Source organism: Candidatus Eisenbacteria bacterium, assembly GCA_016867495.1.
In the GTDB taxonomy this organism is placed as follows: Bacteria; Eisenbacteria; RBG-16-71-46; order CAIMUX01; family VGJL01; genus VGJL01.
In genome coordinates, this window is sequence record VGJL01000015.1 from 24,306 (window position 1) to 30,410 (window position 6,105).

Annotated in this window: 8 protein-coding genes; all 8 read right to left on the reverse strand. The window is 65.7% G+C overall.

What is annotated here, in order from left to right; translation table 11 throughout:
* Window position 1 precedes the first annotated feature (1 nt).
* Window positions 2-424 carry a nickel-responsive transcriptional regulator NikR gene (gene nikR, locus FJY88_03615; protein ID MBM3286428.1) on the reverse strand — a complete coding sequence of 141 codons (423 nt, stop codon included), beginning with the start codon at window positions 422-424 and terminating at the stop codon, window positions 2-4.
* Between the two features lie 6 nt (window positions 425-430).
* Complete coding sequence (locus FJY88_03620; protein ID MBM3286429.1) at window positions 431-1,207, reverse strand: ABC transporter ATP-binding protein; 777 nt, start codon at window positions 1,205-1,207, stop codon at window positions 431-433.
* Complete coding sequence (locus tag FJY88_03625; GenBank protein ID MBM3286430.1) at window positions 1,200-1,751, reverse strand: hypothetical protein; 552 nt, start codon at window positions 1,749-1,751, stop codon at window positions 1,200-1,202. Before FJY88_03625 ends, FJY88_03620 begins: the two co-directional genes overlap by 8 nt.
* On the reverse strand, window positions 1,748-2,395 hold the full coding sequence (locus FJY88_03630) for a cobalamin biosynthesis protein CbiM (protein MBM3286431.1): 648 nt from the start codon (window positions 2,393-2,395) through the stop codon (window positions 1,748-1,750). Before FJY88_03630 ends, FJY88_03625 begins: the two co-directional genes overlap by 4 nt.
* 3 nt (window positions 2,396-2,398) lie before the next feature.
* Complete coding sequence (locus FJY88_03635) at window positions 2,399-3,382, reverse strand: transporter (protein ID MBM3286432.1); 984 nt, start codon at window positions 3,380-3,382, stop codon at window positions 2,399-2,401.
* Window positions 3,379-3,846: a hypothetical protein gene (locus FJY88_03640; GenBank protein ID MBM3286433.1), complete on the reverse strand. Its 468-nt coding sequence runs from the start codon at window positions 3,844-3,846 to the stop codon at window positions 3,379-3,381. The genes FJY88_03635 and FJY88_03640 overlap by 4 nt, the downstream gene beginning before the upstream one ends.
* Complete coding sequence (locus tag FJY88_03645; protein ID MBM3286434.1) at window positions 3,843-4,568, reverse strand: DUF4198 domain-containing protein; 726 nt, start codon at window positions 4,566-4,568, stop codon at window positions 3,843-3,845. Before FJY88_03645 ends, FJY88_03640 begins: the two co-directional genes overlap by 4 nt.
* 141 nt (window positions 4,569-4,709) lie before the next feature.
* A complete protein-coding gene (locus FJY88_03650) occupies window positions 4,710-5,834 on the reverse strand; it encodes a hypothetical protein (GenBank protein ID MBM3286435.1) in 1,125 nt (374 codons plus the stop codon).
* Between the last annotated feature and the right edge of the window lie 271 nt (window positions 5,835-6,105).

Consider the following 6,105-nt stretch of genomic DNA (forward strand, 5'->3'; position numbering starts at 1 on the left):
CTCAGGTGCGGACCTTGGATGCCCTCGTCAGCTTGGCGAACTTGACCCCGCGGAGCCCCGCGATCTCGGTGCTCACGCGCGTGACCTGCGCGGGGTTGCCCCGGATGAAGATCGCCTCCAGGCAGTCCTCAGCGTCCAGGTGGACGTGCGTGCTGCAGAGGACGTGCACGTGGCGCCTGTGCTGGGCTTCCATGATCCTCTCGGGAAGATCCCGCTGATGATGGTGGTAGCAGATCGTGAGGACGCCCACGACCTGCTCGTCCTTGGTCTCCCACTTCTCCTGAACGAGCTGCTCCCGGACGAGGTCGCGCACATACTCGGACCGCGAGGCATATCCCCGGGCGATGGTCCCCTTGTCGATCTCCCTCAGCAGGGTTCTCGGCAGGGAGACCGTGAAACGGACGGCGGATTCCTTGTTGGCCATGGTTCGTCAGTCCCATTCATGTGTGTGAAAGTGCCTGTGCTCGACGTCTTCGTGCCTGTGCCCATGTATGTGCATGAGGTTCGCCTCGAGCAGGAGACGGCGATCGCCGAGCGCCGCGGCGATCGGGCCGTCGTAGATCAGCCGATGGTCCTCCGAGAGGACGAGCGCCCGATCTCCGAGCTCCGGGGCGAGACTCAGATTGTGCGTGGTCGTCAAGGTCGCGATCTGTTGCTGCGCGAGGAAGTCGATGAGCCAGCCGGTGCTCCTCGGATCCAGGTTCGCGAGAGGCTCGTCGAGGAGAAGGAGCCGCGGCCGGACGGAAAGGAGGGACGCCAGGCAGACCTTCTGCTTCTCGCCGCCGCTCAGCGAGAAGGGGGAACGTCCCAGCAGCCGGACCACGCCGAAGGACGCGGCGAGGGACTCGATCGCCGGGGTGATCTCCGGCTCGCCGGCCTGCCTCAGGCCGAAGCCGATCTCGTCGCGCACCGTCGGATGGAAGAGCATCGAATCCGGGTTCTGGAAGAGGAGCGCGACCTGTCTGCGGAAGGCGCCCCGGAACGACGAGTCCCTCAGGGCGCGCTCATCGACCGGGCGGCCGTCGAAGAGATAGCGCCCTTCGCGGGGAAAGAGCAGACCGTCGAGGATCTTCAGTAGGGTGGTCTTCCCGCACCCGTTGCTGCCGAGGAGGACGATCCTCTCGCCGTCTCTCGCGGAGAAGGAGATCTCCGACAGAGCGGCCGCGTCCGCTCCGTAGCGGAAGCTCACTCCCGAGAAGTCAATCATGGAGCAGCCCGCGTGAGCGCATGGCCTGGGCGATCTCCCCCGCGTTGTAGAGGGCCTTGTCGAGGAGAATGGAGGCTGCGGCCGCCCCGTGCCTGTAGAGATCCCTTGCCGTCGGCCTCCGCGCGCTCCTGCTGCGGAGGGCGGCCCGCATCTCCTGGTATGTCCTGCGGTGGATGAGGACCTGACCGTACAGAACCGTCAAGAAGCGGCCGAGCGCGGGAGAGAAGGAAGCCGCCCTCAAGATGTCGATTCTCCGCGCGGCCAGCATGGTGACGATCGTGAGGGCGAGAACCCGGGCGTTGACGAGAAGAAGACAGTCGAGATCCAGGCTGCCTCGCAGCCAGCCCGCCAGCGCGTAGGAGATCGAGACGACCGAGTTGACGAGCGCGATCGCGATCAGCGCCCGCTTGAGGATCCGCGGGGCGTCCGTCCCGGCAAGGACGAGCGCGGCCACGAGGACCGCGACCATGACGGGAACGCTGTGGACGAGCGTCAGGGCGACGGCCGTCGCGAGATACCCGCAGATGTAGATCCGATCGATCATCGAGAAAGAGTATGCATCCTTCGCCCGAAGAACTCGTAGGCGAGAATCGTCAGGATCCCCTCGGCGATTCCGACCAGGGCGTGGGGCACGAGAATCGCGGGCAGCGTCACCTCGAGCCCGAACGGGAAGAAGAGGGGCGTCCCATCCGCGCGGTGCGCGATCGCCGGCTGGATGCCCAGGACGACGGCGACGACCAGGGCGGCCGCGCAGACGGCGGACCATCCCGCGAGAAAGAGGGCGAGCCGCAGGTTCCATCGGCGGAGGAGCCGATAGACCGCCCATGCGACGAGGCTTCCGATCAGTCCCATGGCGAGCGCGTTCACGGGGAAGGAGGTGATCCCCCCCTCCCCGAGGAGGAAGACCTGAAGCAGCAGCACGAGCGAGAGACAGAGGAACGACACCCAAGGGCCGAAGAGGACCGCGATCATCCCGATGCCGCTCGCGTGGATCGACGTGCCGCCCGGCAAGGGGAGGAGGATGGTCATCAGAACGAAGGCGACCGCGGTGGTCACCGAGAGGAAGGGGACCATCTGCGCGCGCAGGCTTCTCCCGAGGCGCAGGATGCCGACGGCCCAGAGCGCCGCGCCGACTCCATACGCGGGGAGGTAGACCTTGGGCGAGATGAATCCGTCGGGGATGTGCATCGCCTAGATCAGGGTCGAGAAGGTGAAGATCAGGCGGTAGGATTCCTTCCCCTCGGCGCCCTGCTGCTCCTTCTCCTCGTTGAGGGATTTCCAGACGGGAACCTTCACCCCGAGGCCGACGCTCGAGGACCCCATGAAGAGGCGCAGTCCGGGCACACCATAGAGGATCCGGCCGCCTGTGGCCTGCTCCCCGACCCCGGCGACCTCGTCGCGACCGAGTTGCAAGTAGTTGGCTTCCAGGTTGACGTCGCATCTGAGCTTCGAAGCGGGCCGAAGGAGGACGCGCGCGGCGGAGGCGGCGTTGAGGCGGAACTCGCCGCCGAAGCGGACCTTCGTGCTGTCGGCGTACTCGTGTTCGGAGAAGCCGATCCACGAGGCTTCCCCGCAGAAGGTGAAGCGGCCCGCCACTTGCTTGGTCGCGGTGAGGCCGGCGGAGTAGGAGGGAGCGCCGAATCCGAGCGACATCCCCGGATCGATCTCCCCATCCTTGGCGCGCAGGTTCTCGTTTCCGGTCGGCAGCGTCATCCCTCCGTAGAGGGTGAAGTGCGGATCCTCCATGTCGTCGAGGCTCTCGCTCTCGGGGACGAGCCTGAAGCCGCCGTCGTACTTCCATCCGAGGGCCGTCATGAGAGAGAGATCGGTGAAACCGGAGGTGTTGTACGAGTTGTCCTCCGCGCGCTTGGTCGTGAATGGGATGAGCAGATAGGCGGAGAGATAGGAAGTCGCCCCGTACCCGACGCCGTACATCCAGTAGGCGTTGAAATCGGTCTCGTCGTCCCTCTCCTGCGTGAGCTTCTCGAACGAGGCATAGTCGAGCTTGAGGCTGGCGAGGAAGCGCCTGCCAGGAAGCGTGGCCGAGTTGGCCGTTTCGATGGGCGCGCCGGGCCCCTCCAGTCCGGCGACGCCGAGCGAGGCAACGCCGTGGTGCCCGAGGGCTGCCGATGCAGGCAGCAGGGTGAGCAGAACGACGGCCGTGAGTCGAATCATCTCCTTCTCCTTTTCAGGACCGAGCCGAGAACTGCGAAGATCCCCGCCAGCGCGGCGAGACCTGCGCCGATCCTGATCCAGCGATCGATAGGGGAGCGCTGCGCGCGGCGCTCGAGTCCAAGCGCGGCCGTCTCGATGACGAAGTTCCCTCCGTGTCCGTCCTCCGAGAAGGCCTTGATCGTCCAGGAGCCCGGGAGATCGGGCAGAAAGGAGATGCGGCCGGCGCCATCGGTCCTTCCGACCTGATAGGGGATCTCCTCGCCCGCCCGGTAGATCTCGTACGACTCGAACGCGTACGCGGACCCGTCCCCGTAGTAGAGGGTCACGATGGCCGCGTCCGACTGCTCGACGGAGTGGTGGAGATCGTGGGGCGAGGCGACTTGCGCGCTCAGGGCGAGGGCGAGGGCCGGAATCGCGGCCGCGAGCGGCAGGACGCGCGGGCGGCTCGAGACCATCCCCCTCACTCCTCCTCCTCCAGCTCGAACACGAGCGTCGCGGTGTGGATGGTCTCATCGGCCTTCTCGGTCTTCACCGCCTCATGAAAGCTGGCTTTGATGATCTGGAAGGAGCCGTGCCGAATCCGGATGTTGATGGTCCCGTCCGTGCCCGTCTCGCCGCGCGTCTTGTCGTCATAGGCGACGGGGGCCGCCGAGAGCGGCTTGCCTCCGAAGGTGACCAGGAGGCGAAGCTTGTCTCCGTCCTTGAGCGAGAACGGGTCGCTCAGCGGGGTCAGCTCCAGATCCTCGCTGACGGGGCCGGCCAGCTTTGGACTCCACCTGTCGATCCGCTTCACGCTCTCGACCGACCGCCAGCTCGAGATCGCCTGCTTCGCCTCGTCTCTCGGGATGTTCTTCGTCCCGTAGGGAGTCTTCGTCCAGTGGCCCGAGGAGGTGAGAACGTGGATGCAGGCGCAGTCGCCCGGGAAGCGGGCCGGGTAGGAGGAGGGGATCTCGAGACTCGTCTTCTCCCCGTTCTCTCTAACGCACAGGGCGCCGTGAACGATGCCGGGGTCGTACTCGATCCGTTCGGCTCCTTCATGTCCCGAGTGCTTATGTCCCGAGTAGAGGATCGTCGCCTCCTCCCCGCGCTCGAGCCAGAGGTCGTGGGCCGCGGCCTGGCGCGGGTGTTGTAGCGCGACGGCCATGAGGAAGAGACCGGCCATAGCCGGTAGACGCGTCTTTCTCATGGTGATTACGATTCCTCCTTTCGTAATACTGGATGGATCTTTTCAGAGGGGAGGCGTTCTGTCAAGCGGCGGGACTGAAGCGCGGAAGGAGCCCGGCCAGGGAGTGTCCTCAGACGCTCTATCTGAGTCCGCCGGCCGCCTCTACGAGCTGATCTGGTACTGGAGCAGGACGCACGGGATGGAGCCGTTGTTCATGCGGTTGCGCTTGAACGGCCTGAGCCTGAAGACTCTCTCGAATCCCTCCTCCGCGGCAAGGACGGCGGCTCGAGTTCCCGGATGATCCAGGAGGCGATCCCGGAAGGCCTGCCACACGGGCGCATAGGTCTTCTCGCTGCCGACCCGTATGCCATAGGGGGGATTGGTCACCACCCAGGACCCGGGCTCGAGACGCATCTCCGCCACATCGCGCGCCTCGAGCCGAATCGCTCCGGCGAATCCCGCCGCCGCGACATTGGCTCGCGCCGACTCGATCCACTTCGCCGAACGGTCCGCCCCGGTGATGCGCAGGCCGTCCGCGGGAAGGACGGCGGCTTCCGCTTCCGCGCGGAGCGCCGCAAACCTCGCCGCGTCGAAGTCGGGCCAGGACATGCATCCGAAGCGCTCCCGCCAGCGGGACGGCGGAGTGCGCGTGGCGATCATGGCCGCCTCGGTGAGAATCGTGGCCGAGCCGCAGAAGGGGTCGTGCAGCGGCGCGGCGGGATCCCAGCGCGATCGGAGCACCATGGCCGCCGCGAGATGCTCCCGCAGACTGCTCTCGTGGGACGTCGCGCGGTAGCCGCGCATGTGCAACGGCACTCCGGCTCCATCCAGACCGACCGAGAAGCGCCGGTTTTCGAGATAGCACATGACGTAGAGATCGGCCGATTCGGTGTCGACCGAAGGCCGGCGCCCCACACGCTCGACCATCCGGTCGCAGATGGCGTCTTTGATCCGATAGAGCCCGAATCGAGGGCTGCGCAGAAGGGAGGAGTGAACATTGAAGGTCACCCGGAAGGTCATCTCCGGCGTCAGCCAGCGCGTCCAGTCCATGGCGCGGACCGTTTCGTAGATCTCCTCCTCCCGCTCGATCTCGTAGAACGCGATCTCGCGAACGACGCGTGACGAGCACCGGAGGTGAATAAGAGCCCGGTAGAGGTCATCGAGAGTTCCTTCGAAGCGCGCCCGACCCGGCTCGATCCGCGTCACGGGGATTCCGATGGCGTCCAGCTCCGCCTTGACGACCTGTTCGATCCCCACGCCGATCGTCGCGTACAATCGCTCCGTCACAATGAAATCACTCGCGCGTTTCCTGATGCCGCCGAGTGCTCACGATCGCCGGTGCCCACGAGTTCGCGCATGAGGACTCCATGATCGGCGTTCGCCGCCCAACGGTCAACCGGCAGGACCTTGGCGCCCATCGCAGGCTGATCCGAACTCGGACCGTCCAGAGCTTCTTCGACAGGAGTTTAGCAGCTGTGCCCAATGCCATCTCGTAACCGATTGCAGGATCGATCGATTACGGCTGCCGTTCTTGTAAGACCCCCTCTTCGTCTACCCG

Bases quoted from the DNA above. Each gene is read 5' to 3' on its own strand.
- nikR (MBM3286428.1), bottom strand. From the start codon at position 424: ATGGCCAACAAGGAATCCGCCGTCCGTTTCACGGTCTCCCTGCCGAGA.
- FJY88_03630 (MBM3286431.1), bottom strand. From the start codon at position 2,395: ATGCACATCCCCGACGGATTCATCTCGCCCAAGGTCTACCTCCCCGCG.
- FJY88_03625 (MBM3286430.1), bottom strand. From the start codon at position 1,751: ATGATCGATCGGATCTACATCTGCGGGTATCTCGCGACGGCCGTCGCC.
- FJY88_03620 (MBM3286429.1), bottom strand. From the start codon at position 1,207: ATGATTGACTTCTCGGGAGTGAGCTTCCGCTACGGAGCGGACGCGGCC.
- FJY88_03645 (MBM3286434.1), bottom strand. From the start codon at position 4,568: ATGAGAAAGACGCGTCTACCGGCTATGGCCGGTCTCTTCCTCATGGCC.
- FJY88_03635 (MBM3286432.1), bottom strand. From the start codon at position 3,382: ATGATTCGACTCACGGCCGTCGTTCTGCTCACCCTGCTGCCTGCATCG.